The 26,837-nt window shown below is 33.4% G+C and carries 30 protein-coding genes, 1 pseudogene and 1 other annotated feature; of the genes and pseudogenes, 15 read left to right on the plus strand and 16 right to left on the minus strand.

The window, feature by feature from the left end:
• Nucleotides 1-42: 42 nt before the first annotated feature.
• Together uxuA and QA612_RS06285 are read right to left on the minus strand one after the other, a co-directional pair.
• Nucleotides 43-1,107 carry a mannonate dehydratase gene (gene uxuA / locus QA612_RS06280; protein ID WP_278282926.1) on the minus strand — a complete coding sequence of 355 codons (1,065 nt, stop codon included), beginning with the start codon at nt 1,105-1,107 and terminating at the stop codon, nt 43-45.
• Between the two features lie 86 nt (nt 1,108-1,193).
• Nucleotides 1,194-1,868: a GntR family transcriptional regulator gene (locus tag QA612_RS06285; protein ID WP_278282927.1), complete on the minus strand. Its 675-nt coding sequence runs from the start codon at nt 1,866-1,868 to the stop codon at nt 1,194-1,196.
• A gap of 428 nt (nt 1,869-2,296) precedes the next feature.
• Here QA612_RS06285 and QA612_RS06290 point away from each other — a divergent pair, with 428 nt between their 5' ends.
• The 3 genes from QA612_RS06290 (at nt 2,297) to QA612_RS06300 (ending at nt 5,430) form a co-directional block, all read left to right on the plus strand.
• Nucleotides 2,297-3,649, plus strand: a complete 1,353-nt coding sequence (locus tag QA612_RS06290) for an ABC transporter substrate-binding protein (RefSeq protein ID WP_278282928.1) — start codon at nt 2,297-2,299, stop codon at nt 3,647-3,649.
• Between the two features lie 193 nt (nt 3,650-3,842).
• Nucleotides 3,843-4,625 (plus strand): YihY/virulence factor BrkB family protein, encoded by a 783-nt coding sequence (locus QA612_RS06295; protein WP_278282930.1) that lies wholly within the window; start codon nt 3,843-3,845, stop codon nt 4,623-4,625.
• Nucleotides 4,626-4,941: 316 nt separating this feature from the next.
• Complete coding sequence (locus tag QA612_RS06300) at nt 4,942-5,430, plus strand: CBO0543 family protein (RefSeq protein WP_278282931.1); 489 nt, start codon at nt 4,942-4,944, stop codon at nt 5,428-5,430.
• Between the two features lie 94 nt (nt 5,431-5,524).
• Here QA612_RS06300 and purU read toward each other — a convergent pair whose 3' ends face one another.
• Nucleotides 5,525-6,424 (minus strand): formyltetrahydrofolate deformylase, encoded by a 900-nt coding sequence (gene purU, locus QA612_RS06305; RefSeq protein ID WP_278282932.1) that lies wholly within the window; start codon nt 6,422-6,424, stop codon nt 5,525-5,527.
• A gap of 155 nt (nt 6,425-6,579) precedes the next feature.
• Between purU and QA612_RS06310 the strand changes: the two genes are divergently transcribed.
• Nucleotides 6,580-7,356, plus strand: coding sequence for an ABC transporter ATP-binding protein (locus QA612_RS06310; RefSeq protein WP_278282933.1), 777 nt, complete (start codon nt 6,580-6,582; stop codon nt 7,354-7,356).
• 203 nt (nt 7,357-7,559) lie between these two features.
• A complete protein-coding gene (locus QA612_RS06315; protein WP_278282934.1) occupies nt 7,560-7,859 on the plus strand; it encodes a BC1872 family protein in 300 nt (99 codons plus the stop codon).
• Nucleotides 7,860-8,064: 205 nt separating this feature from the next.
• Here the strand turns inward: QA612_RS06315 and QA612_RS06320 are convergent, their stop codons facing one another.
• From QA612_RS06320 to QA612_RS06330, 3 genes are all read right to left on the minus strand, one after another.
• Nucleotides 8,065-8,664 (minus strand): DsbA family oxidoreductase, encoded by a 600-nt coding sequence (locus QA612_RS06320; protein WP_278283100.1) that lies wholly within the window; start codon nt 8,662-8,664, stop codon nt 8,065-8,067.
• A gap of 68 nt (nt 8,665-8,732) precedes the next feature.
• Complete coding sequence (locus QA612_RS06325; protein WP_278282935.1) at nt 8,733-9,062, minus strand: LexA family transcriptional regulator; 330 nt, start codon at nt 9,060-9,062, stop codon at nt 8,733-8,735.
• A gap of 130 nt (nt 9,063-9,192) precedes the next feature.
• Nucleotides 9,193-9,858: a hypothetical protein gene (locus QA612_RS06330; protein ID WP_278282936.1), complete on the minus strand. Its 666-nt coding sequence runs from the start codon at nt 9,856-9,858 to the stop codon at nt 9,193-9,195.
• Between the two features lie 332 nt (nt 9,859-10,190).
• Here QA612_RS06330 and QA612_RS06335 point away from each other — a divergent pair, with 332 nt between their 5' ends.
• The 3 genes from QA612_RS06335 to QA612_RS06345 all read left to right on the plus strand — a co-directional run bounded on the left by QA612_RS06335 (nt 10,191) and on the right by QA612_RS06345 (nt 12,474).
• Nucleotides 10,191-11,015: a uroporphyrinogen-III synthase gene (locus QA612_RS06335; RefSeq protein ID WP_278282937.1), complete on the plus strand. Its 825-nt coding sequence runs from the start codon at nt 10,191-10,193 to the stop codon at nt 11,013-11,015.
• A gap of 443 nt (nt 11,016-11,458) precedes the next feature.
• Nucleotides 11,459-11,902, plus strand: coding sequence for a hypothetical protein (locus tag QA612_RS06340; RefSeq protein WP_278282938.1), 444 nt, complete (start codon nt 11,459-11,461; stop codon nt 11,900-11,902).
• Nucleotides 11,903-11,952: 50 nt separating this feature from the next.
• On the plus strand, nt 11,953-12,474 hold the full coding sequence (locus QA612_RS06345) for a DUF3189 family protein (RefSeq protein ID WP_278282939.1): 522 nt from the start codon (nt 11,953-11,955) through the stop codon (nt 12,472-12,474).
• Nucleotides 12,475-12,538: 64 nt separating this feature from the next.
• On the opposite strand, the gene QA612_RS06350 is transcribed toward QA612_RS06345, so the two are convergent.
• Both QA612_RS06350 and QA612_RS06355 read right to left on the minus strand, forming a co-directional pair.
• Nucleotides 12,539-12,796: a DUF2524 family protein gene (locus QA612_RS06350; protein WP_278282940.1), complete on the minus strand. Its 258-nt coding sequence runs from the start codon at nt 12,794-12,796 to the stop codon at nt 12,539-12,541.
• Between the two features lie 121 nt (nt 12,797-12,917).
• Nucleotides 12,918-13,475: a hemerythrin domain-containing protein gene (locus QA612_RS06355; protein WP_278282941.1), complete on the minus strand. Its 558-nt coding sequence runs from the start codon at nt 13,473-13,475 to the stop codon at nt 12,918-12,920.
• Nucleotides 13,476-13,651: 176 nt separating this feature from the next.
• Here QA612_RS06355 and QA612_RS06360 point away from each other — a divergent pair, with 176 nt between their 5' ends.
• The 3 genes from QA612_RS06360 (at nt 13,652) to QA612_RS06370 (ending at nt 15,579) form a co-directional block, all read left to right on the plus strand.
• Nucleotides 13,652-13,849 (plus strand): hypothetical protein, encoded by a 198-nt coding sequence (locus QA612_RS06360; RefSeq protein WP_278282942.1) that lies wholly within the window; start codon nt 13,652-13,654, stop codon nt 13,847-13,849.
• 55 nt (nt 13,850-13,904) lie between these two features.
• Nucleotides 13,905-14,888, plus strand: a complete 984-nt coding sequence (guaC, locus tag QA612_RS06365) for a GMP reductase (RefSeq protein WP_278282943.1) — start codon at nt 13,905-13,907, stop codon at nt 14,886-14,888.
• Nucleotides 14,889-15,156: 268 nt separating this feature from the next.
• A complete protein-coding gene (locus tag QA612_RS06370) occupies nt 15,157-15,579 on the plus strand; it encodes a hypothetical protein (protein WP_278282944.1) in 423 nt (140 codons plus the stop codon).
• Nucleotides 15,580-15,646: 67 nt separating this feature from the next.
• Here QA612_RS06370 and QA612_RS06375 read toward each other — a convergent pair whose 3' ends face one another.
• Together QA612_RS06375 and QA612_RS06380 are read right to left on the minus strand one after the other, a co-directional pair.
• Nucleotides 15,647-16,309: a ribonuclease H family protein gene (locus tag QA612_RS06375; protein WP_278282945.1), complete on the minus strand. Its 663-nt coding sequence runs from the start codon at nt 16,307-16,309 to the stop codon at nt 15,647-15,649.
• Nucleotides 16,310-16,407: 98 nt separating this feature from the next.
• The gene (locus tag QA612_RS06380; protein ID WP_278282946.1) at nt 16,408-17,517 is read right to left on the minus strand and encodes a M14 family zinc carboxypeptidase; all 1,110 of its coding nucleotides are present in this window, start codon (nt 17,515-17,517) and stop codon (nt 16,408-16,410) included.
• Between the two features lie 215 nt (nt 17,518-17,732).
• Between QA612_RS06380 and QA612_RS06385 the strand changes: the two genes are divergently transcribed.
• Nucleotides 17,733-19,931, plus strand: coding sequence for a DNA topoisomerase III (locus tag QA612_RS06385; protein WP_278282947.1), 2,199 nt, complete (start codon nt 17,733-17,735; stop codon nt 19,929-19,931).
• Nucleotides 19,932-20,031: 100 nt separating this feature from the next.
• On the opposite strand, the gene QA612_RS06390 is transcribed toward QA612_RS06385, so the two are convergent.
• Nucleotides 20,032-20,166: a hypothetical protein gene (locus QA612_RS06390; RefSeq protein WP_278282948.1), complete on the minus strand. Its 135-nt coding sequence runs from the start codon at nt 20,164-20,166 to the stop codon at nt 20,032-20,034.
• Nucleotides 20,167-20,931: 765 nt separating this feature from the next.
• Here QA612_RS06390 and thiM point away from each other — a divergent pair.
• Entirely contained in the window at nt 20,932-21,732 is an 801-nt protein-coding gene (gene thiM, locus QA612_RS06395; RefSeq protein ID WP_278282949.1) for a hydroxyethylthiazole kinase, read from the plus strand.
• A gap of 206 nt (nt 21,733-21,938) precedes the next feature.
• Nucleotides 21,939-22,049, plus strand: a complete 111-nt coding sequence (gene yjcZ / locus QA612_RS06400; RefSeq protein ID WP_278282950.1) for a sporulation protein YjcZ — start codon at nt 21,939-21,941, stop codon at nt 22,047-22,049.
• A gap of 90 nt (nt 22,050-22,139) precedes the next feature.
• Here the strand turns inward: yjcZ and QA612_RS06405 are convergent, their stop codons facing one another.
• The 4 genes and pseudogenes from QA612_RS06405 to QA612_RS06420 all read right to left on the minus strand — a co-directional run bounded on the left by QA612_RS06405 (nt 22,140) and on the right by QA612_RS06420 (nt 25,590).
• Nucleotides 22,140-23,852, minus strand: coding sequence for a 2-isopropylmalate synthase (locus QA612_RS06405; protein ID WP_278282951.1), 1,713 nt, complete (start codon nt 23,850-23,852; stop codon nt 22,140-22,142).
• Between the two features lie 63 nt (nt 23,853-23,915).
• Nucleotides 23,916-24,172, minus strand: a binding site (T-box leader).
• Nucleotides 24,173-24,322: 150 nt separating this feature from the next.
• On the minus strand, nt 24,323-24,652 hold the full coding sequence (locus QA612_RS06410) for a ribonuclease M5 (protein WP_278282952.1): 330 nt from the start codon (nt 24,650-24,652) through the stop codon (nt 24,323-24,325).
• 148 nt (nt 24,653-24,800) lie between these two features.
• Nucleotides 24,801-25,358 (minus strand): annotated as a pseudogene (locus QA612_RS06415) (zinc ribbon domain-containing protein); the annotation flags it as partial.
• Nucleotides 25,359-25,377: 19 nt separating this feature from the next.
• Nucleotides 25,378-25,590 (minus strand): DUF5316 domain-containing protein, encoded by a 213-nt coding sequence (locus tag QA612_RS06420; protein WP_278282953.1) that lies wholly within the window; start codon nt 25,588-25,590, stop codon nt 25,378-25,380.
• Between the two features lie 255 nt (nt 25,591-25,845).
• Between QA612_RS06420 and QA612_RS06425 the strand changes: the two genes are divergently transcribed.
• Nucleotides 25,846-26,073 (plus strand): hypothetical protein, encoded by a 228-nt coding sequence (locus QA612_RS06425; protein ID WP_278282954.1) that lies wholly within the window; start codon nt 25,846-25,848, stop codon nt 26,071-26,073.
• A gap of 25 nt (nt 26,074-26,098) precedes the next feature.
• Here QA612_RS06425 and QA612_RS06430 read toward each other — a convergent pair whose 3' ends face one another.
• Nucleotides 26,099-26,794: a uracil-DNA glycosylase gene (locus QA612_RS06430; protein ID WP_278282955.1), complete on the minus strand. Its 696-nt coding sequence runs from the start codon at nt 26,792-26,794 to the stop codon at nt 26,099-26,101.
• Between the last annotated feature and the right edge of the window lie 43 nt (nt 26,795-26,837).

Below are 26,837 nucleotides of genomic sequence, written 5' to 3' on the forward strand. Positions count from 1 at the left end.
TATCCTTTATTACTTCTATAGAAGTGTTTTATATTAGAGAATCTACTCTTTTAAAAGTTTCAATGTATCCCAAATTCCCCATAAATACATAATTCCTAATGCTCTATCGTATAAGCCATAGCCCGGCCTACATGTCTCATCCCAAATGTGGCGACCGTGATCAGGTCTTGTGTATCCTACAAAATTGTTATCATGATAGGCTTTTACTATTGCATTAATATTTAATGAGCCATCATGTGAACGATGTGATGTTTCTATGAAATCACCGTTCTCATACATCTTTATATTTCGAATGTGAGCAAATGCAATTCGATCAGAAAATTCATTAATCATGGAAGGAATATTGTTGTTTGGATCTACACCTAATGCACCACTACATAAAGTGACACAATTATATGGATTATCAACTAAGTGAAGTAATCTTCTTATGTTTTCTTGTGAAGTTATTATTCTAGGTAAGCCAAAAACAGACCAAGGAGGATCATCTGGATGTATGGCCATCTTAATATTATGTTCTTCTGCGCATGGGATAATTTCTTGTAAGAAATACTTTAAATTTCCCCACAGGTCAGCAACTGAAACCTGATTATATGCTTGAAAAAGCTCTGTAATAGAATTAAGCCTATCAGGTTCCCATCCTGGCATTGTAAAATTAGGATTATCTGCTATCTTTTTTACTAAGTCATTAGGGTCTCTATTTTCTAACATACTTTTCTCATAAAATAGTGCTGTAGAGCCATCTTCTAATTCTTTATTTAAATCTGTCCTTATCCAATCAAATACAGGCATAAAGTTATAACATATGACCTTCACACCTACTTTTGATAAATTTTCTATCGTTTTTTTATAATTGTTTATATATTTCTCTCGTGTAGGAAGACCTAATTTTATATCTTCATGTACATTCACACTTTCTACCACATCAAGATGCAAGTTATATTGTGTTGCCAATTTTTTTATCCCATTGATCTTATCCATCGGCCAAACTTCTCCCACAGGAATATCATGTAAGGCCCAAACAATACCTTCTACACCTGGTATTTGTTTTATATCTTTTAAAGAAACTGTATCATTTTCATTTCCAAACCACCGAAATACCATCTTCACCAAACATTCCTCCAGTCAACTACAGATAATTCAGATTTTGAGAACGATTTAAAATTGATGTAACAGTATAACAAGTTAAAATAATTTCACTTGAAATATTCAGGATATTTAATTTTCAATTCTTCTTTTTCAACAATAACTAGCTTAATGTGTTCCTCCATTTTTACTTCTGCTAAATCAGGCTTACTCTGTGAAATGTAAGTGAAAATCTCTTTATGCTGATCAACTACAATATTCCAATTATGATTTCTTGCTAACCTTAACACTCTTAATCTGTCAAAATGACTATTCATTTTTCTAATTAGCTCCCACGTTCTTTTCTTGTTGCATACGTCAAATAAAATTTGATGAAATTCTTCGTCTAACTGAAATAAACGGCTATGGGAACCCTTTTCAATACAAAACTCTTGCATGGCAATATTAGTTTTAAGGAGAATCAATTGATTGTCATCTAGCTTTTCACATGCTTCTCTAGTAATCGCTTTCTCAATATGTTCTCTCGTAAACCTTCCTTCCTCCACTAATTCAAGATCGATTTTTGAAACAATTGTTCCGCTTTGTGGGACAATCTTTAATAACTCTTCTTGAGCTAATTGCAAAAAAGCTTCTCGAACAGGAGTCCGACTCACATTTAATTTATCTGCAATTTCCTTCTCTGAAATCTTCACCCCTGGTTTATAATCCCAATTAATTATTTGATCTTTTACTTTACGATAAACATAATCCCTTGTTGAACCTACGAATTCAATCTTACTAATCATGCTTATTCCTCCTAAAGAACTATATTAAAAGTATTAATATTTTAATATACTAGTATGGTAGTTGATACAATTATTATACGACTTGAGTTTATATTTTTCAATAGTTAAAATTTTCAGAATTGAATATGCACATAAAAAATATTTTTTTAGAATTAAAAGTGTTGATATATCAACACTTTTAAAACACTTTTATATTCTGAAAAATCGCAAAATTTAAATTTTTATGTTGTAAGCGTTTTCGGTACGTGCTATTATAATTTTGAAATTTCAACATAAGTATTCACTTCATAATTTTAGCAGGTTTGTATCTAATATTTATCTCTTTTGGAAAGGGGTGTTTGGTTGGTAAGTAACTACTTCATAATCTGATTGGCAAAGTTCATTAAGGGGACAGGAAAAATTTCGAATGCAAATAAGGGGGATTTATAATGACTGTTAAGCCAAGGATTTTCTCACTACTTTTTGTTTTTATCATACTGCTTTTCATTGTAAGCGCTTGCTCAGAAAACTCTTCTACTAGTGATAGTAACAACAACAGTAATAATAATACTACTACAACTGAGGATTCTAATACTGACGATGAAGAAGAAATTGAAATCCGTTATATGTGGTGGGGAAGCCAAACACGTCATGATAGAATATTAGAATTGATTGATGTGTACGAGGAACAAAATCCAAACATAACAATTAATTATGAATTTTTAAATTTTGATGATTTTGCAGAGAGGTTAGCCACTCAGTCAGCAGCTGGAAACGCACCTGATGTATTCTTTATTGTTGATCGGTGGTTACCACAGTATACGGATGCAGGACTTTTAGCAGATTTACAACCGTACATTGATTCAGGGGCTATAAATACGGACCATATTGAACAAGCTTCTTTAGACCCTGGTTACATCGGAGACCAGTTAGTTGGCTTAAACGCAGGTAGTAATGCATTTGCATTAGGTTATAATCCAGAAATGTTTGATGAAGCTGGTGTGCCATATCCTGAGCCAGGTTATACTTGGGATGAGTACGTTGAAATGGGGCGTCAAGTACAAGAAGCATTAAATTTACCATATGGAATTACGATTGATGCACAACATGATCGTATGTTTGGTATTTGGCTCAGACAACATGGATACTGGTTATATAATGAGGATGGAACCGGATTAGGTTGGGATGATGACCAACTTTTCCTAGATTTAGTTAACTGGAAGATGGAGTTAGTAGATGAAGGAATCGCACAACCTGCTGATGTTGCAGCAGCTGCTACTAATGTTGAAAACTGGTTACTTGTAACAGGAGACGCTCCGATGCAAATTATTCATAGTAATCAAATTGTACCTGCACAACAAGCAGCAGATAAAGAATTTGCCATTACCACATTACCATTCCATGAAAATGGTGAATCAGGACAATATATTAGAGCTGGATTGTTCTATGCGATGAATGCTACTACAGATCACCCAGATGAAGTCATCCACTTTATGGATTTTATGACAAATAGTAAAGATGCTAATGATATTTTACAAGCTGAATATGGAGTACCAATTTCCTCTGAAATTCGTGCTCACCTATACGCTGATGCTGACAGTGGTATTCAACAAACATTTGATTATATTGATCTAATGGCATCTGAAATCGCTAGTTCAGCTCCACCTCCAATGCCACCAATTGGACAGGAAATGAACGTATTTTACCGAGATGTTTTTGATGAAGTGTGGTACGGTGTATCAACAGTGGAAGAAGCACTCGAAAAATATAAACAAGGTTTACAAGATATGATTGATAGATAAATCTGCTCTAAACTTTTAGATGAGGAGTTGGTCTAGCGATGGGCCCTCCTCTTTTTTTTATCTTTATTAATCGATTATTATGAAACCAATCCTCTCTTTCTCACTATAAAAACGTTTAATTTTGACTGTCAATTGGAATAGTAGTAAGTATATATCATAGAGTAGTTAGAAGTAGAAATTGGAGGTATTCAATATGGAATTAGTACTCTCTTTAATAGTCCGTTTTAAAGAGCACAGACTGCTTGAATTAGCTGCCCAATGCTCCTATTATTTATTACTATCTATATTTCCTTTTCTCATATTTATCCTAACCCTACTTTCTTTTTTCCCTTTCACTTTTGAATCAAATTTAGAATTCATCCATGAAATTGTGCCTCAAAATATTGTAAGTGCCATAGAAAATCAGTGGTATCATATTTCTGCACAACAAAGTACAAGCTTATTGTCATTCAGTATTATCTTTACTCTATGGACAGCATCACTTGCATTAAATACCATTCTTCGCCTACTTAATAGAGCTTATGATGTTACAGACGATAGAAAAATGATCATTGGAAGACTACTCTCCATTTTGTTAACCATTGGAATGTTTGTAGTTGTCCTTGTTGCATTAATATTTCAAGTTATCGGAGCAGCATTAGAAAATATTATAGCTATTGATTTAATTATATTCGAATTTGATATTTTACGTTGGGTTTTAAGTTCCCTTCTTTTATTCATCGTTTTTTCTTTGCTTTACTTAATTGGTCCAAACATACGCCTTAAAATAAAGGAAATTTATATTGGAGCAATTTTTGCTACTATTGGTTGGCAATTAACATCATTCATTTTCTCCTTCTATTTAAATAACTTTGCAAATTACACAGCAACATACGGTACAATAGGTGCTGTGATCGCCCTTATGGTTTGGTTCCATTTATCATCTGTTATTATACTTTTTGGTGGAGAAATAAACGCAGCACTAAAGGAAGGATAAAGTTATCATTTGCTTAAAAGGATGATGGTTTTATCCTTTTATTTTCCAGTTTTTTTATAATTATTTTAGGCAAAATAATATAGATAAAAAATAAAGTAATTTGAGGAAGTGTTAAAGAATGTTCAATCAAGAAATTAAACGCATTTTATTAGGTAGTACGATAATGTCTTCACTATTAAGTTTGATTGTAATTGGGTTAACTTTATATCACCATCAACGTATAACAAAATTAGTAAAATAAAATAGAGGACTGTGAAATAACTTTCATCTCAAAACAGAAAAGTACAAGCCATAGTAAAGTATTGAGGTAATGTATATGAATAAAAAATCAAGTATGTATTTTTTATCATTAATTACGATAATTTCTTTGTTTTTATTACCATTCGCTATATACAAACGTTCATTTAAGGATTGGATTATTGTTTACCTTGTAAGTATTATTGGCAACTCTTTTGCTGATCGATATCTTGTCTCAAAGGGATATTTAAAATATAAAGTAAGACCATTCCCGAAGTATTTTTCCATCCATTTACCATTTGATATAATCCAATATCCTTTACTGCTGTTATATTATAATCAGTGGACATTAAACAGTAAACCTCATATAACACTTTTAAAACTCTTTCCTTTTATAATACCTCAAGTTATTATCGAGAAGATTGCAGAAAAAAGGACTGATCTTATTACTTGGAAAAAAGGGTGGAATTCATATTACTCTTTTATTAGTCTTGCTATCAAATTTATTTTATGTCGGATTACAATTGGATCAATAAGAAAGCTAAATAAAGGGAGAGTTTCTACTTAGCTATATTTTGTAAAAAATGTCCTAACAGAAGGAAGAATAAATCCCTTAATGTTAGGACGTTTTGTTGTCTTTTGAAGCATAATTTAACCTATTACTAAAATACAATCGTTTTATTTTTGTGCACAATAATTCTGTCTTCTAAGTGCCATTTAACGGCCCTAGCTAATACACTTCTCTCAATAGATGCTCCAATTTTTTTTAGTCTATCTACATTGTCGTGATGACCAACTCGAGCAATATCCTGTTCAATTATTGGTCCCTCATCAAGATCGTTTGTCACATAATGGGAAGTAGCTCCTATAATTTTTACCCCGCGATCATATGCTCTTTCATATGGCTTTGCACCTATGAATGCTGGTAAGAAAGAATGGTGAATATTTATAATCTTATTTGGATGTGCTTCTACAAATTCTGGTGTTAAAATTTGCATATATCTTGCTAATATAATGATATCAATATTGAAATCTTTTAAGAGCTGAAGCTGTTGTTCTTCCACCTGTTTGCGAATATCCTTGTTTGCTGGAATGTGATAAAAAGGAATATCAAGTGCTTCTACAACACCTCTTGCCTCTTCATGATTACTTATTACAAGAGCAACGTCTGCAAGCAAATCCCCGCTTTGCCACTCCCACAAAAGTTCCAATAAACAATGTAGCTCCTTTGATACGAAAATGGCAGCTTTTTTTATCTTATGTACTTGAATAAGGTTCCACTCCATGGAAAACTTTTCTCCAATTAAAGTGAATTGCTCCTCCATTGCCTTTATTTTTTCTTCAAGGGATGGACACTCAAATTCGATTCGAATAAAGAATGTTCCACCTTCAGGATTTGTAGAATACTGGCTTGATTCAATAATGTTTGCATTAAATGAAAAGAACAATTTTGAAATTGCAGATACAATTCCCGGTTGGTCAGGACAACTCACTAAAAGACGACCACGATTCTTATTCGTTTCTTGAAACGATGAAATCTTTTCTTTCATATGTATACTCATGATAAAAACCTCTCTACTCTTTGATAAAAATTATTATACATCAAACTGTATGTTTAATTAAGTATAATTTTAACTAATATCTTTGATTAAATGAAACGAAATTTATAAAATAGAGTAATAGATATACTAGCATTCAATTTTAGGGAGTGATTACAGTGGTCTTACAAGTGGAAAATGTTTCTTTGATTCGTGATGGAAATTGGATATTAAAAGATATAAATTGGGATGTAAAAAAAGGTGAGCATTGGGCACTATTAGGATTAAACGGTGCTGGAAAAACTGCATTACTACATATGCTTTATGCATTTTATTTTCCAACGAAAGGAAATGTATCTGTACTAGGAAAGCGTTATGGGAAGGATATTCTTGGTGAAGATCTACGGAGGAGAATTGGTCTCGTTTCTTCCATTTTGAAAGATAGAATTTACGAAGAGGATAGCGCATACCAAATTGTATTAAGTGGTGCTTTTGCTTCCATAGGTTTATATGGAACACCATCAGACGTGATGAGACATAAAGCACAGCAATTATTAAAGGAACTTGGGTGTTTTGAATATGCAAACCGTAGCTTTCGAACTTTATCCCAAGGGGAAAGACAGCGAGTTTTAATTGCAAGAGCATTAATGGGTAATCCTGAATTGCTTATTTTAGATGAACCAACAAACGGCTTAGATTTCCTTGCACGAGAGCAATTATTAGAAGTTATAGAAAGAATCTCAGAAAATCCAAACTTACCTACTATTATCTTTGTTACTCACCATGTGGAAGAGATTTTGCCGTGTTTTAAAAAAACACTTCTTCTTAAGGAAGGAAAAGTTTTCACCTCAGGACGAACGGAACAAGTACTGACGAATGAGGTACTAACTAATTTCTTTGATGTTCCGGTAAATGTATCATGGCAAAAAGACCGACCTATTTTAATGAAGACATAAAAAAGATCATTTATGAGAAGCTAACCACATCTAATCCCACTAGGGAAATTTAAATGTGAGACCTCATAAACCTAAAGCTTAAATGAATGGTGGTGAAAGCTTCATTTGTATTCACTAGGCATTGTAATATCCCCTTCTTCTGAAAATATGTTAAAATCATTTTAAGATTTGTTGAAATATGTTAGAAGAAAGGATTAATGAAAATGAACAAAGTAGAGGTTATTGCCCGTAGAGTACTTGGTTGGAAATTACAAAGTATAAATAAGTGGTTTAGCGTTGAAAAAAATTCCTTTATTCAAGATTTTCAGCCAAATAAAAATCATGATCATGCAATGCTCGTAGTAGATAGATTAAAGGAATTTGGTTTTACATATAAGGTAGAAGGTCAGTATAAAGTATTTTTTAATGACGTTTGTGGAACGGGTGAAACTTTAGAGGAAGCAATTACAAATGCAGCTTTCGAATTAGCTGAATATGATCCTGTATCATGGGAATGGTTTTAAAATATACACAAATTCTAAAATATCCCATCTAAGGCAAGCAGATCTCTATTTATCTGTTTACCTAGAGGGATTTTTTTCTTCTAACTTCTAATCTCATATCTTTGTGAGTTACGGTGTAGGAGCTGAGGGCAGAGATTTGAATGAACGAAATGATTAATAGAAAAAACTGTGGAGTGTTTATTACCCACAGTTTTTCATCTTAAAATTAATCGGCATTTGCCCCATACTCATTTAATATTTTCTCTAAAGCTAGAACAAATACATCTGTTGGTTGTGCACCAGTTAAAGAATACTTTCTATTTATTAAAAAAAACGGAACACTCTGTATACCAAGCTGTGTTGCTTCCCTAATATCTTCCAGGACTTCTTCTTCCATTTTATTACTATTAAGCAACTCATTCACTTCCTTACGATCTAAACCTACGTCTTCAGCTAAGCTCATTAACGATTCATGATCACCGATATGCTTTGATTCTGTAAAATAAGCCTTTAATATTCTTTCTGTCATTTCATGCATTAATCCTTTATTTTTAGCAAAGATGGTTAAGCGATGTGCATCAAAAGTATTCGTTAGAATTTGAGTATCCATCTGAAATTCTAAACCTTCAGAACGTGCCATTTGTACCATGCTTTCCACATTTCCTTTTGCCTGCTCAATACTCATTCCGTATTTTGATGCTAATTTTTCATAAATATTATAATTAACATCTTTTGCAATCGTGGGCTCCAACTGAAAGGAACGATACGTCACTTCAACTGATTGATCAATTTTTTTTAAAGCATCCTCCAGACGCCTTTTGCCAATATAGCAAAATGGTCAAGCAAAGTCTGTCCACATTTCAATTAACATAATCTAACCTCCAGCTAATTTTTTCAATTCTTTTTTTGATAAATCCATTTTGTTTTCCCGTCTACTTTTTCTTTTGTGGTCATCCTTCTAATCAAACCTATTTCTTCAATCTCTTTTAATAGTTGTTGAACGGTGGATGTATCAAGTTTCCCTAAAAATACTTTCTCAGCTAATTCTTCAGTAGTAGGATTATTCTTCCCTTTGTTTTCTCTAATATATAATAAAAGCTTTACTCTTTTCTTCTGCCTTGCGTCTTCCTTATATTTTCCTGTAATGATATTTTTCAAGGGATCTTTTACAATTATTCCAAGTACAATACCAATGACAACTAAAAATAAATCATATAAAAACACAATCAGACCTCCACCCAATAGTTTAACTAGTATAACCTTACCATTTTTTCTGATGAAAGGAAGAGTTAGTCCAATTAAATTCACATTAAAAAGACACGGTACATAGTAACGTGTCTTTTTAACATTTAGATTAATATGATACTATACCAAATATCTTCCAATTCCCCAATTCATCAGTTGATACGAGTACTTCGTCAACTACGCCAACAGTTCTATCATTTGAACGAACCATTAGGTCAATGATGACAATATAATTTTCATTTGATGTCACTAACTCCTCAAATACCAAAGGAATTCGTACATCAATAGTTATTTCATCTGCAGAACGAATGGAAAAATCTTCAATCCTCCACCCATTAAGGGTTTGACTATCTTTGTACATATTAACATAATCTCTTTTCGTAACTCCTAAGTAATCTAAATAACCAGTGTCTATAAAATGAATGGAGTCCTCAAATTCTTCAATCATTAAATGATGATAATACTCAAAGACAAGAGCTTTAATTGGATCATTCAGTTCTTCCTCATTTATTTCCTTTCCAACTGAACTTTCATTCTCTTCTTTTGAATTTTCGTTTTCATTTTCGTCGTTTGTACCTTTGTTTTCATTAGATGTATCAGTAGTCGATTTTTCTTGATTATTGTTTTGATTATCCTCATCCTCTATTACTTCATTCCTACTTTCCTCCTCGTTGTTCGTTTGATCTATATCTTCTTCGTTATCTCCAAATGTACAACCAACTACTAAGACAAGCGACATAGCAAGTATAATTATTGAAGCTATACCCTTTTTCATCCTCTTCCTCCTTTTATTTCATACTTTTAACTATATGAATGAAGAGGATTGGTCGATACTAAAAACTTAATATTTACTCGAATAAATTTTATTTGTTGATTTTGAAAATATTGAAAATAGTAGTGCATGTTACGAAGTTATGTGGAAAAGCGAATGCATTGTGAATAATGGAGAGATCGGCAAACGTTTCTCTCTAATTTATGAAGTCGTTTATGATATAATTGAAAAATAGGAACGTATACACACCAAATAGAGAATTACCTAAGTCCAACCACTCAAAAATATACTATAAGGTGTTAGAAGATGGTCTTGTAAAGAAAGGAAGCGTACATATGAGTTTAGAAAATAAACGTGTAGTTCTTGCAGCATCAAGAAAAACAAATGAAATGAGTACATTAATTGAGAGGCAAAAAGGTACACCTATCGTCCGATCTCTTCAAGGCACGGTATTTCTTAATGATGAGCAAGTACGAGAGGATTTAAAAAATATTATACAACAGGATTTTGACTGGATGATTTTCACTACAGGAATAGGTACTAATACCATACTTAATTTAGCAGAAGAAATGGACATTAAGAAGTCAATTTTGCAAAAGATAGAAGAATCAAATTTAGGAGCAAGAGGATACAAAACCGTTGCTGCATTAAAAAAGATTGGAGTAATTCCACAAGCAAAAGATAATGATGGAACGATCAAAGGGCTAGTTGAAGTATTGAAGGAATATGATTTCCATGAAAAAAATGTTTTGGTTCAACTTCATGGTGAAAATGCTCCAACACTTATTTCCTTTTTAGAGAAAGCCGGAGCTAAAGTAATAGAGATTCTTCCATATAAACATGTTGCACCTAAGGTTGAAACAGTAGAGCTTTTTTGTGAAGAGCTTTTAACAGACAAAATAGATGCAGTTTGTTTTACAGCAGCTATACAAGTAAGAGCTCTTTTTAAATATAGTAAGGAACAAGGAATCTTCCAAGAAGTCATTGATGCTTTTACAACACATACTGTAGCTGTTGCTGTTGGAAAAGTTACTGCTGAAGCACTGTACGACGAAGGTATCCAACGAATCGTTCAGCCCGAAATAGAAAGAATGGGAGCTATGGTTTTGGAATTGAGTAAGTATTACGAACGAAGCGAAAATAATTCACAAAGCAATTAAAGATTTGAATGGGTAAAGAAAGGAATATGAATTAGTTCCTCTCTTTACACCATTTTTATCCCCTGATTTTTCTAACGGATTAGAAGCTCCAATAGCAGCATCACCAATAGATTGCAATCCTCCCCCAAATTTCACCATCTGTTTAATATTATTATTCGTTGATTAGTCAATATATTTTGTTGAGCCTACCGCTGCTAACAGTAGATCTAATACTTCTATCCAACTTCCACTTATGCGAATAATTCCAGTATCAATTAAATCCACTCCAAATATTCCATAAGCAATATTATATTATGGAATTTTAAGTTTAGTTCCAGCACTACCACCTTCTTTGATTTATACAGCATATTTACTCTAATTTAAAACACATAATTTTTTCTCGTTTCTCCAACAATAATTAAACAACAGTCTTTATATTTCATAACGTTAAAGGAAGAAGAGTCATGGTATATGTTTCTTTTGTTACTTTTATATTAATTTTGATTGTTTGGTTTTTGCCTAAGAATATGCAACGTCGAGATATGTACATGCTTTGGATATCAATTGCTTTTGTAGAAATTGTTGCTGATATATTATTGGCAGCACCTATATTAGATTTATATTATTTTGCTGGTGAAAACGAAGTAACTCCAGAGGCATTTGTAATTAAGTTGATTATGGCACCACTATTTGGGATTATTTTCTTTAATTACATGCCTAAAAGCTTTAAAAGATTCATTCCATATTGGCTATTTTGGGTTGCCTTTTCAACATTTTACGAATGGACGACAGTTTTATTTGGCTATTTAACTTATTCTGGTTGGAAATTAACTTACTCTGCAATTTTTTATGTTCTTATTATACCTATAATGAGATGGCATTATTTTTACATAAAACATGATAAGTAGATTTCTATATAAAGCAGACATAATGGTAAATAGTCTTTAGGAGGATAAGAATGATTTATATATATAATTGTTATGGTGGTACTCATTCATCTGCTTTAGCATCAGCTTATCACTTAAATAAGCTTCCAAAGGATCGCAAGCCAACAAAAGAAGAAATATTAAACATTGATATTTTCAATAAACTAACAACGAAGGATATGGGTAGAATCATCTATCATGGTGAGGATGATTATGGTGATAAAGTGTATACAATGGGGCGTAGTAGTTCAAAGGTTGTTATTCCAGCAATGACTAATTTAATTGAAACGATGACTAAATTTGATAAAATGGGAGAAAGAATTATCTTTTCAAATTCCTCACCTACAGTTCCGATTGCAATGACATTTGGAGGACTCTTTTCTAGGAGACTCCATATTGATTTTATAGGAGTCCCCCTTCTCATCAAGGGCAGTCAACAAACATACAAAAACATTATAAGACTTGTGGAACGAACGATAAGCTTTGCAAATGAATCAAACTCTCATGTTGAAGTACTTAATAATAAAGAGTTTGAAGTAAATAAATTATTTTAAATATCATCAATAAACCTGTCAAATTATATGACAGGTTTAGATACAATTAGAATAGAATTAGCTTTTAAATTCCACGTTCCATGAGTTCTTGTGTATACTGAAGATACTTTTGTGCTTCTCTTAAATCAGCTTGTTGCTCATTTGTAGCATTCACTAAGTAATGATCCAATTCTTCATTTAATTGTTGTAGCTGTTGCATTAAATGACTAAATTCTGTTGGATCATTTTCCCTAATTATTTTTACCTCTGCTAATTCCTTTTGAGCCTCTAAAATTGTTCTTTTGACCTCATTTATGTATTGTTCAACCTGAGCATTAGTCAAATTAAATACCTCCTTCAGAAACTTCTACCATTAAAGTTCCTAAAGGAGGTACTTATTATTCTATGGAATTCGTAGAGGCAGAGAATTAATTAAGAATTTGCCTTACGACTTTTCTTAGTCTTTACTTCATCTCTTTAAATTTAGCTGCTAGCTCCTCTTTTTCACTAACAGATAGCATTTTTTCTGCCATCGGAAACAAAATCTGCTCTTCTTTCATGAAATGATCTGTTAAAGTCGTATAGATAATTTTCACATGATGAAAAAGTTCAAATGCTTTCTCCTTCGAAATTTCTTCGTTTATTCCCTTTATTTCAGATACTTTTGTAAAAAATTCCTTTAAGTTTTGCTTGGCAGTGTGGTGTTCATGTTCCATCACTGGAATAGGACCACCCTCTCTACCAATATGCTTCACCATCATTTCAAATAAAACGTCCTCTTCTCTGTCAGAATGTGGTTCTAATTCTGTGACAAAGACTATAAGCTTTTCATTAAGTTGTTCTATTGCTTCATTCCAGTTTAATGTATCTTCCGAATTTTCAAACTGCATAACCATTTTATTAAATTCCGCCATTTTATCTAGTAATGACGGGTGCTCATCATACAATTGTTGTAACGGTGGACAGAAGTCCATTTCTTTCGGATCTCCGAAGGCTGCAGAGCAAGGTGAATTTTCAAACATCGTAATACCCTCCTATATAAATTTTAATTTTATTAGAAAGACCGTAACTGATACTCTTTCCACTTTTTTAGTGTATCTAATATTTTCTTCTTATGATGTGATAAGAATCACAAAGCTTAACTTATATGCATGTATCCTTCATAAAAGGGAGATTGTATTAGAGAGGTGGTAAATATATGTCTACAAATGAAGAATTACGCGAAGCATTGCAACTTTCTGTAAACCAAGAGGAAGAAATGATGCGTTCATATTTAATCACAGCTGAAAAAATTGACCAGAGTGATGAACTTAAGCTCCGTCTCCGTGAATTTGCAGAAGGTAATGCTAAACGTTCTCGACAACTTCTAGATGAAATTACTCGTTTAGAAAGCTAGTATAACGTTTATTTAGAATAGTGAAACGTATGATCTATGCTCAGGAGGTCTTATCATGGAGAACGTGTTTGATTATGAAGATATACAATTGATTCCTGCAAAAAGTATCGTTAAAAGTCGTTCCGAATGTGATACTACAGTAACTTTAGGGAGACACACATTTAAGTTACCGGTAGTGCCTGCAAACATGCAAACAATAATAGATGAGAATATTGCAATATTTTTAGCTGAAAATGGATATTTTTATATCATGCATCGCTTTCAACCAGAAAAAAGAATCCCTTTTATTAAAGAAATGAAATCACGAGGTCTGTTAGCGTCTATCAGTGTTGGTGTGAAAGAAGAGGAATATACATTCATTCAACAATTAGCAGAGGATGAGCTATTTCCTGAATACATTACGATTGATATCGCACACGGTCATTCTAATGCAGTTATGGACATGATAAAGCATATTAAAAAGCTTCTACCTCAAAGCTTTGTCATTGCTGGGAATGTAGGAACTCCAGAAGCCGTGAGGGAATTGGAGCATGCTGGTGCTGATGCAACAAAGGTAGGGATTGGCCCTGGAAAGGTTTGTATTACGAAAATTAAAACGGGGTTTGGTACAGGGGGATGGCAATTAGCAGCCCTTCGATGGTGTGCAAAGGCTGCAAGTAAACCAATAATAGCTGACGGTGGTATTCGTACCCACGGTGATATTGCAAAATCTATTCGATTTGGGGCAAGTATGATCATGATTGGTTCCTTATTCGCTGGTCATGAAGAGTCTCCTGGAGAAACGATGGAAAAGGATGGAAAGATTTATAAAGAATACTTTGGATCTGCTTCTGAATACCAAAAAGGGGAAAGGAAAAATGTTGAAGGCAAGAAGATGCATGTAGAACATAAAGGTTCCTTAAAGGATACACTAATTGAAATGGAGCAAGACCTCCAATCCTCCATTTCCTACGCTGGAGGAAATAAATTAGATGCTATCCGATATGTAGATTACGTTGTTGTAAAGAACTCAATATTTAATGGAGATAAGGTGTATTAAAAAAATTTGATAACAGCATTTTAATAGTTATTGTCCGGGAACGAGAATATTCTTTATCGTTCTCGGACATTTCCATTAGTACAACCAAATTTATTACAAAATAATCCGATTCCATTCCTTAATGATATTTTCGACCCAATCATTTCATCGTCCATAGCGGATATTAGTTCAAATATATACTTTTGGATAATATGTATTTTTTTAATCATGAAATATACTGTATTGGAAACTAACATATAACTTTAACAATTTAATAAGGAGGTTTATCTTGAAATTTAATAAACTGTTTTTACTTATAAGTTTATGTTTGATGTTTCTGATAACTGGTTGTGGAGGATCCAGTGAAACAGCAGGTGATCATGATGTTGAGTTACCAAACGGTGTTGAAAAACATTTACCACTACCTTCTGAAGCACAAATAACATTCCGACATGAAGATGATAACTATACTAGTTTCATGTATCGACCTGGTATTAGCTACCCGGATGCAGTAGAATTTTTCTCTGACAATTTAGCTACCGAGGGTTGGACATTAACAAGAGAGGAAATTCCAGAAAGAACGGAAGGTGAACGAGAAGCAATGTGGGAAGCTGAAGGACATGGAGTTTCAGTAAGAGTAACATTGACGTCTTTTGGAGGGCCTGAAGGATTTAATATGACTGGATTTGTGATGGTTAGGGAATTAGACTAGATTTTATTATACCATTAAGGAGCATGTGTTTGTCCTCATGCTCCGCAAATACTTAACATGCTTATTATTAATCATTCAAAATTTCCATTTTGCTACTTATTTCAACTTTATTTAGTGCTTGAGATGCTAGCTGATCCGCTTCTTGATTTTGTTTTCTAGATACTAATGTATACTCTGCTGAAATGCCTAATTGTTGTAGCTTTTCTTCAATACGATCTGCCCAACGATTTAATGATTGTTCCATACATGCCCATTCTCCGTTTAATTGATTGATAACTACTTGAGAATCGCCTATAAAAGAAACGGTCTGATGTTGTGCACCTAATGATTCTAATTCTAAAACACCTAAATGAAAAGCTCCATACTCTGCCTCATTATTAGAGTCTAATGAATCCACATGCCTATTTTTTCTAAGACGATATGATTTTCCGTTTTGCTCATAATAAATAGCACAGCCTAAACCTGACATCTTTGATTGTAAATCAAAGCCACCGTCAAAATATACTGAAATATTGTGTGGTTCTGTTTCTATTTCCTCCAAATATTTCTGTAGCTCCTTTAATGTCCATGTACTATCATAATTATCTAAAAAGTGTATATTTTTAATTCGGCCTGTCTTTTGTAAATCTTCTGCTATTACTAGTGCTTTCTCAGCAGACATATCATCAGAGCTAAAATTTGTTTCTGTCCCTTTTTTTGACTTATATGTTGTTTCTATTCTTAGCTTCATGAAGAGCCCCCTTGCACTAAAATCATTTTATTCAATTGGTATAAAATTACTTAAGGGTAAAAACATTCGCTGACCTAGTTTTTACCCATTTGTTAAAATTAATTATCTAAAAGCTGTTTTTCTAAGAATTCAAACATGTTATTCTCAATATCACACCTATAATTATAATTCAAATAATTATGAAAAGGGAACATTGTCATTTCGTTATATATTTTAAGTCCTTCATTTGATAACATTAGTCCCGCTGATTTATGACGCTTCCATTCATCTGCAAAGACAGATAATGGAGGGTTACTTTCTTTCACATAGTAGCTCAATTCCGCAGTTAATCCTGGTTTATTAAATTCTTTTATAAACCAGTCTGAAAATCCTCCTCCAGAACTTTTTCTAACCGTATGTTTAGGGACCATTTCATATCCTGTCATATAGGAAAATTTCTTCGCAATACAATAATCTCGTTCTAAATTTTCAGGATTATTAAAGAAATACCAATAGAGTATTCTACCTGTTGTATGGTAAGCAAGTGCTATTTGTGGATCTATTTCCTTTGTAAAATCTATCACTGCTTGTACTTCTTTTGCTTGAATTGGACTTTCCCCTTTATACGATTTAAAATGAGGCTCATTTGAAACATTGGATAAATTGTCCCATTCAGCAGGATATTGTTTATTTAAATCTATTCCTTCTCCATTTGCTTTCCACCGAGTAAAGTCATCACTTCCTCCATTCATCCCAACTAATTTACTGTGGTATTTTTCTGGGAAAGCATCAAGTCCACGCTGTTGTAAAGTAACGCCATCAGGATTTACCATAGGTACAAACCAAATGGACACTTTATCTAAGATTTTTGTATCCATTCCATAAACATATTCTTCATTCTTGTAAGAATAAGCATATTCTTCTATCATTTTCATAATCAAGTTAGTTGTTATCCACTCTCTCGCATGGTGTGATCCATTAATTTTAATGTTAATCTCACCATTACCTAATTTCACAGCCCAAATATTACGATCAAATTTTGTTTTACCAATTGACTTAATTTGAATTATCTCAGGATATATTTTTTTTAACTCGTGAATGTCTCTTTCCATCATTTCATATGTGTAGACTTTTTCAGGATTAGTTACATTTTGTCTTTCAGCTATCACAAAAGTAGACATAGGAACAACTAATAATAAAATGAGAATAATAACAATCCGAATAATCAACATATCACCACCTAAAAAATAAACGACACGGAAGTTCAAAGCACAAGGGACAACATTTATTTTGTGAAATGAAATTAGAGTCTATACGAGAAATTATTTGTGGTGGTAACTGTTAAATACTAATCCAAATGAAACAATTAGGTTCAACTCAACATACGAAGCAAAAATATGATATATTTAAACCAATTGTATACATTGAAGGGATGTTTAATTTAATGAAAAAAAGTGTTGTTATTGCAGAAAAACCTTCTGTAGCTCGTGATATTGCCCGAGTATTTCATTGTCACAAAAAAGGAAATGGATTTTTAGAAGGAGATAAATATATTATTACATGGGCACTAGGTCATCTCGTTACTCTCGCTGATCCAGAAATTTATGATGAAAAATATAAAACATGGAAAATAGAAGATTTACCCATGTTACCAAATAAATTAAAACTAACTGTTATTAAGCAAACTAGCAAACAATTTTATTCAGTAAAAAGTCAGTTGAAACGTTCTGATGTTGGGGAAATAATTATTGCTACAGATGCAGGCCGTGAAGGTGAACTCGTTGCTCGTTGGATTATAGAAAAAGCTCATATTAATAAACCTATAAAACGTCTTTGGATTTCTTCTGTAACAGATAAAGCAATAAAGGAAGGCTTTCAGAGCTTAAAACACGGCAACAATTACGATAATCTCTACTATTCTGCAGTAGCACGTTCAGAAGCTGATTGGTATATTGGACTGAATGCTACACGAGCACTGACATGTAAGTTCAATGCTCAACTATCTTGTGGAAGAGTTCAGACTCCCACAATTGCAATTATCGCAAAAAGAGAAGAGGAAATTCGAAATTTCAAACCAAAACAATACTATGGAGTTAAGGCACAAACGAACACAAACTTAACACTAACCTGGCAGGATAACAAATCGAAAGAAACAAGAATATATTCAAAAGAAAAAGCTGATCAACTCCTAAATAAATTAAAAACAAAGCAAGGGAAAATAATCGATATTAATAAAAATCAGAAGAAAAACTTTGCACCACAGCTTTATGATTTAACAGAACTACAGCGTGAAGCAAACAAAGCCTTTAATTATTCCGCAAAAGAAACATTATCGATTGTTCAAAAACTTTATGAACAGCACAAAGTATTAACATATCCAAGAACAGACTCTAGACATTTATCCGCCGATATTGTAGAAACGCTAAAGGATCGTGTAAAGGCATGTAGTCATGTTAGAGATTATACGAAGGTTTCTCATAAGCTTCTACAAAAACAGATAAAGCCAAATAAATCCTTCGTAGATAATAGTAAGGTTACTGACCACCATGCAATTATCCCTACAGAAGAAACACCAATTGTTGCTAAGTTCACTGATAAAGAACGAAAAATATATGACTTAGTAGTAAAAAGATTCTTAGCAATACTTCATCCTCCATTTGAATATGAACAAACAATTATTAAGTTAGATGTTGCTAATGAAACATTTATTGCAAAAGGTAAAACTGTCCTTTCTTTAGGCTGGAAGGAAGTCTACGACAATAATACTGACTCTGAGAATGAAGAGAACAGTGATGACATGAAGGAACAGCTATTACCAAAAGTGAATATAGGGGACTCCATATTACTTACGTCCGTAACCCAAACGAATGGTGAAACAAAACCTCCTTCTCGATTTAATGAAGGAACTTTATTATCTGCAATGGAAAACCCAGTATCATTTATGACAGCTGATACGAAAGAGCTAGCTAAAACATTAGAGAAAACTGGCGGACTTGGTACTGTCGCCACCCGTGCAGACATAATTGAAAAGCTATTTAACACATTTCTTATTGAAAAGAAGGGAAAGGATATTTTCCTCACCTCTAAAGGAAAACAGCTTCTTGATCTAGTACCAAAAGAGTTAAAAACACCAGCACTTACAGCTGAATGGGAACAAAAACTTGAAGCGATTGCTAAAGGAAAATTAAATAAAAATACATTTATCAATGATATGAAAAGCTACGCCAATTCAGTTGTTTATGAAATAAAAAACAGCTCTAAAACTTACAAGCATAACAATTTAACAGGAACTAAATGTCCCGATTGTGGTAAAAACATGCTTGAAGTGAACACAAAAAAAGGGAAAATGCATGTTTGTCAGGATCGTGAATGTGGCCATCGAAAAAACATCTCAAAAGTTACGAATGCACGATGCCCTAAATGTAAGAAAAAGCTTGAACTTAGGGGACAAGGAGAAGGTCAAGTATTCGCATGTAAGTGTGGACATAAAGAAAAGCTTTCAACTTTTAATGAAAGAAAAAAGAAAGAGAAGAATAATATGTCTAAACGTGAAGTGAATAAATTTATGAAACAACAAAAGAAGGAGGATGAACCATTTAATCCGGCATTAGCAGATGCATTAGCAAAATTAAAATTAAAGTAAACGAGGACATGAATCAATGTGCACTGTATGTAACGTTAACAAAGAGGCTGTCAAAATTGACAGCCTCTTTGTTTTTTACTTCAAAATAAATTTTATACTTTTACTTTTTGCGTCTTTCTCTTGCAGCTCTTTTTCTCGCCTTTTTACTTTGTGAAACTTCTTCACCAAATTCTGTATCCCTAGCTTTACTACCTCCTGTATGAGGTTGATTTCGATTGTCATTACGATTAGTCATTTCTATCGCCACCTTTCTCTTATTAAGTAAGCATAATGTGACATGCTTAAAGAACCACTCTTACGATTTGTATGTATTAAATTAATATGTCTGATCCCCATCATATAGCGGCTACTTTTATCCTGCTTAATTATTCTTAAATTATTCCTCAAATTTTAAATTTTTCTAAAAATTAAATGACTAAACTTTTAAAATTTTTCTGCAGCATCTTCACTTTTATGTATTAATACTTTTATCCTAGACATGCTCTATTTTCTCTGAGTGTCATTTTTTATATTTTAATATTATATTTAACTACGGTACGTGAAAAATTAAATTGTTTTAGTCTCTGTTGTTATGTGCGTCCGTATTTCACCCCAGAACCCAAACTTACTTTCATGGTAGACCTCACATGCAAGTGATAACTTGCACCATGAGGAATGAAAATACTCATCTGATAGTTCATCCGTTTCAGGTGAACGCTTTCACCACAGGCATAAGTGCGACATCTGTTCATGCTTCACAGTGTCTTCTTTACCGTGGGGCACGGCCTCAACTACCAAGCACTTACTCGGTAAGTGCTTGGGGATTTTCGGACTCGTGCTGATCCCACTGGAGTAGTCACCCTTCACTACTGAACTAGTACTTATTTTCAGGGTAGACTTCCCATGCAAGCAAAACTTGCACCACAATTATATTATCGTGCAAAATTAATATTGGATATTGCATTGAAGCTTGTTAAGATAATAATGTAAGCTTCTAAAACAAAAAAGGAAGGGTGGTACGATGGAAAATTTCATCGTTGAATTACGAAAAAGAGTTAAAGAAAACTCACCTCTTGTTCATAACATAACGAACGTTGTAGTTACTAATTTCACAGCAAATGGTTTATATGCTATCGGTTCTTCCCCGGTTATGGCCTATGCAAAAGAAGAGGTAGCCGAAATGGCAAGCATTGCCCAAGCCTTAGTTTTGAACATAGGTACCCTTACTGCAACCGAAGTAGAAGGAATGATCCTTGCTGGTGAATCAGCTAATAAACATGGTGTACCTATTATTTTGGATCCTGTTGGGGTGGGAGCTACTACGTATCGAACAGAAACTGCAAAAAAACTCCTTGATAAATTGGACATTCAAGTAATTAGAGGAAACGCTGGGGAAATTGCTAATCTTATTGATGAAAAAGTAGAAATGAAAGGCGTGGATTCAAGCGTACATTTAGAAAACTTATCAGAATTAGCTAAAAAAGCGGCGAAAAACTTAAATGTAATTATTGTTATGACAGGCAAAACAGATATAATTACTGATGGTGAAACACTTTATGAAATAAATAATGGCGACGCTTTATTAACAAAAGTAACAGGTACCGGCTGTCTCCTTAGTTCTGTTGTTGCCGCATTTTGTACACAGCATGATAACTACTTAGATGCTTCAGCAGCAGCAGTCACCTTTTATGGCATAGCAGCTGAAAAAGCAGCCCAACTAAACGAGAGTAAAGGACCAGGTCACTTTCAAATCCACTTTTTAGATCAATTATTCTTACTTTCTGATGAAGAAATCATCAATAGTATTAAAGTTAATAATTGAGTCCATTTCATAATTTACTATTTCATTCATGAAATACATTCAATTAATATCTAATTTATTCTTTTTGAAAACTAATCATATTCTTATTTTAAAGTATCCTCTATTTAGGACTGACGTCCAATCAACAAGTGATTTACATCAATATAGTGTTAGTATAAAGAGAAATTTTTCTCTTTATAAATCTCCCCAAAAGGAGGTATTTGAGCATGACACACACTCATTTACCTTTAGGAGGCTTCTCGTTTATATTAGTAATATTTATATTATTAGTAATCATTGGATCCTTAGCCACTCCTACTGGTTACGGATATTTCTAAAATTTCATTATTATTATCATGAGAGGCGTCACAAATTGACGCCTCTTTTTCCGTTCATTTTATATAAATACATTTGGTAAAATCTATATGCTATGCATGCTTCGTTGTTTTTGAGGTGCTAATTCCGTTTAACTCAATCCCTTCAGAAGCAACTAATTTATTCACTGCACTAAATAATGCTTTTACAGAAGAAGTCATTATATCTACGTCAATACCACAGCCCCAATATACTGTCCCATTTTGAGATGTGACCCCTACATAGGATACAGCCTGTGACTCCGATCCTACTTCTAAAGCATGCTCCTTATAAACCAAGTTTGTATATGCTATTCCAAGTTCGGTTTGTATAGCATTACTAATGGCATCTAACCTACCCTTACCTACACCTTGAAATTCATTCATTTCTCCATTTACATTCAATGTTACGGTTGTTTCAAAATTATCATCGTTTGAAAAACTAAAACGAATAAACTCCATTGGCTCTTTAATATTAACGTATTCCTGCATAAAAATATCGTAAATTTCATTAGGAATAAGCTCTTTGTGTAGATGGTCCGAAGCATTTTTCACACTATAACCTACACTTTCACGCATGTCCTTAGGAAGGTCAAACTTAAATTTCTGCTCAAGGACGTAACCAATTCCCCCTTTTCCAGACTGACTGTTTATTCGAATAATATCTCCTTCATATTCTCTACCAATATCCTTAGGGTCAATTGGAAGATACGGAACAGTCCACTGATCACAGTCTTTTTCTTCTCGCCATTTCATCCCTTTGGCAATGGCATCTTGATGTGATCCAGAAAATGCTGTAAAGACAAGTTCCCCTGCGTACGGATGTCGTTCGTATACTTTCATTTTTGTTTGTTGTTCATACACCGAGATAATTTCTCGAATGTTATCTAATTTTAATAACGGATCAATTCCATGAGAATACATATTCAAAGCAAGTGTAACAATGTCAACATTTCCCGTTCTTTCTCCATTACCAAATAACGTACCTTCAACTCTTTCTGCCCCTGCAAGTATTCCAAGCTCAGCATCTGCCACACCTGTTCCTCTATCATTATGAGGATGAACAGATAAGATAACATTTTCACGATAGCTTAAATGATCTGACATATATTCAATTTGACTTGCGTATACGTGTGGCATTGAATAAGAGACAGTTGCTGGTAAATTAATGATTACTTTACTATCATTCGTTGGTTTCCAAACATCTAGAACACTATTACAAATGTCTAAAGCAAACTCAATTTCTGTACTTGTAAAGCTTTCTGGAGAGTATTGAAATTTAAAGTTCCCTTCCGTTTCACTAGCATATTTCTGTAAAAGGTTTGCTCCTGTCACTGCAATATCAATAATTTCTTTCTTGGATTTTTTGAATACCTGCTCTCGCTGTGCTACAGAGGTAGAATTGTATAAATGTACCACAGCATTTTTTGCACCTTTAAGTGATTCAAACGTTTTCTTTATAATGTGATCTCTCGATTGAGTCAGAACTTGAATTGTTACATCGTCAGGGATTAAATCTTCTTCGATCAACGTTCGTAAAAATGCATATTCTGTTTCAGAAGCAGCAGGAAAGCCCACTTCAATTTCTTTAAAGCCTATGGAAACAAGCATTTGAAAGTATTCTAATTTTTCTTCCAAAGTCATTGGTACAACTAATGCCTGATTTCCATCCCTCAGGTCAACACTACACCATACAGGAGCTTCTGTAATGTACTCCTTCATAGCCCATTTCATACTCTTAACTGGAGGCATAAAATATCCTCTTGCATACTTACCTACATTCTTCATACGCCAACATCCCTTCATTAATCAATCTAATGTAAAAATAAAAAAGCCTTCCATCTCTATTTTTATAGAGACGAAAGACTGTTGACATCTTACGTGGTACCACTCTGATTTCATACCAAAAACGGCATGCACTCTCACAGATACTGGATTTAAAATCCTTAATATCCTCCAATGCTAACGGTTAGGATCCGTCTTCACCTACTTCATTTCAGTGAAGCTACTTCAAGGTGAGTTCAAATTTTTGCTAACGACTGTTTCACACCAACCAACAGTTCTCTGAACGTTTCAAAAATTTTACTATTCCTTTTCAATGTATTTCAATATTTAAAACATTCTATCATACAAATTATAAGTAAGCAAGGTTGTAAACACCTAAATTTTTCACTAATATTATAATACGTATTGTAGATTTTATTTATATTAATAGGAAAAAGTTTAATAAACTATTCCCCTTCTATACTTTTTTAGCTTTATAGCCTTCCCTTTACGAAAAAGTATGCATTTAAAAGCTCTGTTAAATAATCTATCGGGGTTGTTTCCACCTGTCCATACCCCTTCAATGTATATAAATGTGTAGCATTAGGTAATTCCCTTTTCAATTGCTTTCTTAGTTTTTCTCCAGCATCATCTGCATCAACGAGGATATACACGTCCCTATCTTCAATGGACAAAATAATTGTTTCAAGCTTTTCATCACTTAAAGTCCCATTTGTACAAATGATATCTACTGGTTCATCTAATATTTGTTTCACCCGTTTACGATCATTCGTCCCTTCAACGATTAAAACCTTTTCATCCATTTTCTATTGTTCACCCTTTTTCATCAATCCCTATGATTTAACATACCATATTTACAAGCATTTCTTGAACTACCCACCACTTACCAACCTTACAGTTTACTTGAAGTGGGGGATTCCTAAGAACACCAACCTATTCGTCGGTTATTGACTAGGCTATCCCCGCAGTACCTGCGGTTAATCGTAATGCTTCATTACGAAGATTGATACTTGCGTTAATATCCCTCTGGTGATGGCTTTTGCACGTTGGACAAGTCCATTCACGTAAGGCAAGATTTTTAACGTCTTTATGTTTATGACCACAACTTGAACACAATTGACTTGATGGAAAGTTTTTTGCAACGGAAACAACTTTCCCAACATCTATTCCAATAGATGAACCCATCTTATCATGTTCTTTCATTTCTGTTTCAGCCAAAATCGAAATGAAGTATTTACCCGAAGGATTTCGTCTTATTGTTGCATTGATGATACGACCATCTACCTCTCGGCTTTTAGCAAAACGAACATGCCCTAATTTCGGTAGTTTTATATATTTATCAAGTACCTTAATATTCCCCTTCACAAATTTGGTTGTGTAGGATTGAACAAGGTTCTTTTTTGATTTAAAACGAGGTTCACCGTTTTGTTTTTTGTAGTATCGAGTATAGGCATCGTTTACGATTTTCACTGATTTTTGAAGGGCAATACTGTCGACTTCTTTCAAGAAAGGGTAGTGTCTCTATAAGTTATGCAAAAAGGAAATAAGCGATAATCGCACCAATAATATTAGGAATGGCTATTAAAGAAAATGTTACTGCCATACCTGTTCTTACTTTCCGATTTCCTTTTGTTTCCGAATGCCAATTAGCTCTATTTCTGTCACCACTATTTAGAGCACCAGTAAAAATACCTGCAAGCAATAAGCAAAGGATACTGACTATACCTGTAAAAACTAACATTATTGTAGGATCCTGTAGCAAAACTGATATTAGACTAATTTAATTAAACCCATTATTCCCAATCCAATATACAGAGCTGTTAACATGTGATCACAGACCTTTCTTCTGGAATATAAAAACTTATATGTTACATACGATTAGAGAAAAGATAAGTTTCAGAGATAAATTTTCATGTGGTGAAGGATTTTGACAAATCTTATCGAATTATTATTTTAGTTAGTACTCACTAAACTATGTACAAGGGGAGGTACATATATGGAGCATGTCAACAATATTAAAGTAAATGTTGAGTTTTTGAATAATCGCGGGGTAGAAAATGGGGAGCTAAAAGTTGAATGTAAACGGGAAGTATATCATGTTTATATCAACGAAGAATGGCACTATACGGGAAATTGGCAGCATGATAGGTTTCACATTCTCATGAACGGCGGGGTAGTGAGGATGAATAAAAGAATTAAAATCGATTTAACTGCAGAACAATAAAATCACTTAAAAGCACACGGTATTGTCACGTGTGCTTTTTCTTTTGATAACTGTTCATCATTTTTTTAACCTCAAGAAATATGTTATTCAGCATAGAACGTGTTAGTCGTTTCGTTTGTACATTATATTTAGAAGGATGGTAGGAACCTATTAGTAGGGGAAATTTATTCCCAAAATCATAACTAACCCCATGACCAAACTTTAATCCTGTCACATTAACTCCCCATTGTTTGAACAATCTTTTTGTTTGGTTAAAAGCATCGCCACCAAGACATAGAATTACTTTTAAATTCTTTAGTTGTTGTATTTCCCGTTCAAAAAATCCTCTACATGTCTGAAACTCCTTAGCTGTTGGTTTATTTTGAGGTGGAGCACATTTAACGATATTTGTTATATACACATTGTTAAGCTTTAATTGGTCATTTCGATGCTTTGACTGAAAACTATTAGAAAATCCATGGTCATACAAGGCATTCAATAAATAGCTTCCAGAGGTATCCCCAGTAAATACCCTACCTGTCCGATTGGCACCGTGTGCTGCAGGAGCTAATCCTACAATCAACAATTGTGCATTTGGGTCACCAAAGCTAGGAACTGGTAAAGACCAATAATCATCATTTTTAAATTCCTTTCTCTCTCCTTGTTGCCTTTCACACCAGTTCCTAAGTCTATGGCATTTTTTACACTGAATGATTTCTTCGTTTAATTTAGCAAATGACATAATTTCCTCTCCCCCTATTCCCATAAGGTTGTAACTAAATCCT

It is taken from the genome of Evansella sp. AB-P1 (assembly GCF_029688925.1).
Lineage (GTDB): Bacteria > Bacillota > Bacilli > Bacillales > Salisediminibacteriaceae > Evansella.